The organism is Pseudonocardia halophobica (genome assembly GCF_027922425.1).
In the GTDB taxonomy this organism is placed as follows: Bacteria; Actinomycetota; Actinomycetes; order Mycobacteriales; family Pseudonocardiaceae; genus Pseudonocardia; species Pseudonocardia halophobica.
Window position 1 is genome coordinate 1 of sequence record NZ_BSFQ01000119.1, and the last position, 1,278, is coordinate 1,278.

General features: G+C 70.6%; 3 protein-coding genes. All 3 read left to right on the plus strand.

Features of this window, described 5'->3' with window-relative positions:
* On the plus strand, window positions 1–382 hold a 382-nt coding region (locus tag PKE99_RS37560), incomplete at its 5' end, for a DJ-1/PfpI family protein (protein ID WP_271215028.1).
* A 25-nt stretch (window positions 383–407) separates the two neighbouring features.
* Window positions 408–1,049 carry a gluconate 2-dehydrogenase subunit 3 family protein gene (locus tag PKE99_RS37565; protein ID WP_271215029.1) on the plus strand — a complete coding sequence of 214 codons (642 nt, stop codon included), beginning with the start codon at window positions 408–410 and terminating at the stop codon, window positions 1,047–1,049.
* 43 nt (window positions 1,050–1,092) lie between these two features.
* Window positions 1,093–1,278, plus strand: coding sequence for an FAD-binding protein (locus PKE99_RS37570; protein WP_271215030.1), 186 nt, complete (start codon window positions 1,093–1,095; stop codon window positions 1,276–1,278).

Here is a 1,278-nt window from a genome sequence, read left to right on the forward strand (position 1 = left end):
GCTACAGGCAGACGCCTCCGCCGCCGAGGCGTCGGCTGCCGATTTCGACGCCGTGGTCATTCCCGGCGGGTTCGCGCCGGACAACATGCGCCTGCACCCCGAGATGGTCGACCTGGTCCGGGAGGCCTACGAGTCCGGCAAGCTCGTCGCCGCCATCTGCCATGGCGGGTGCATGCTCGCCTCTGCCGGCGCCACCAAGGGCCGCAAGATCACCGGTTATCTGCCGATCAAGGTCGACGTCGAGAACGCCGGCGGCACGTGGGTTGACCAGCCGGTCGTCGAGGACGGCAATGTCATCACCTCGCGCACACCGGTCGACCTGCCCGACTTCGGCCGGGCGATCGTCAACTACCTCGAGCGCGCCTGGCCCACGCGGGTCTGACGACGTCCCGCAAAGGAGAGGGAACGTGACCGATCTGAACTTGACCTCCCGCGACGCGCGGCCCCCGCTGGGCGGCTGGCTGCCGGGGGTCCGGCTGACGGAGCTGCAGACCGCGGTCCTGAACGCCGTGGCGGACGAGCTCATCCCGGGCGGCGACGGTTTCCCGGCGCCGAGCGAGGTCGACGTGGTCTCGTTCATCGCCCGGTACGTGGCCCCGGCGGGTTGGGAGCCCAGATGGTTCCCGTTCTTCGGCGAGGACCATCTGCGGGCCCGGCTCGAGGGGTTGGGCCAGGACTTCGCCGACGCCACTTCGACGGAGCAGGTGAGGGTCCTGGAAGGACTCGAGCGCGAGGATCCCGAGTTCTTCACGCGCCTGCGGGACGTCGTCTACCACGCGTACTACTCCCGGCCCGAGGTCATCCGGGCCATGAACCGGCTCCTGCCCGCGGCCAAGGACTACCGCGACTCGCCGCAGCCCTACGGCTACTCCGACGTCATGGACGACTGGGACGACGAGCTGCTCGCCCGGCTGCGCGGCACCTACACCCGCACCGAGGACGTCCGGCGGGCCGAGATCCCTGCCGACCTCCCACACAGCGGCCGCACCGCGCAGGCGCAGCTGCCGCTCGAGACCGCCGACCCGCTGCCCGCCCCCTCGGCCGGATGAGCTGGGTGGGCACCGCATCCAGGAAGCAGGAGATCGAAAGCTGATGGCGGCACACACCGAGACCGACGTCCTGGTCATCGGGGCGGGCGCGGGCGGCGGCGCGATGAGCAAGCGGCTCAGCGACGGCGGGCTCAAGGTCGTCTGCCTCGAGCAAGGCGACTGGATCCACCCGATGAGCCACCCGCACACGTACGACGGGTGGGAGATCGAGCGCCAGCGGAGCTGGTGA

Coding starts and splice junctions, on each gene's coding strand:
- PKE99_RS37570 (WP_271215030.1), top strand. CDS start 1,093: ATGGCGGCACACACCGAGACCGACGTCCTGGTCATCGGGGCGGGCGCG.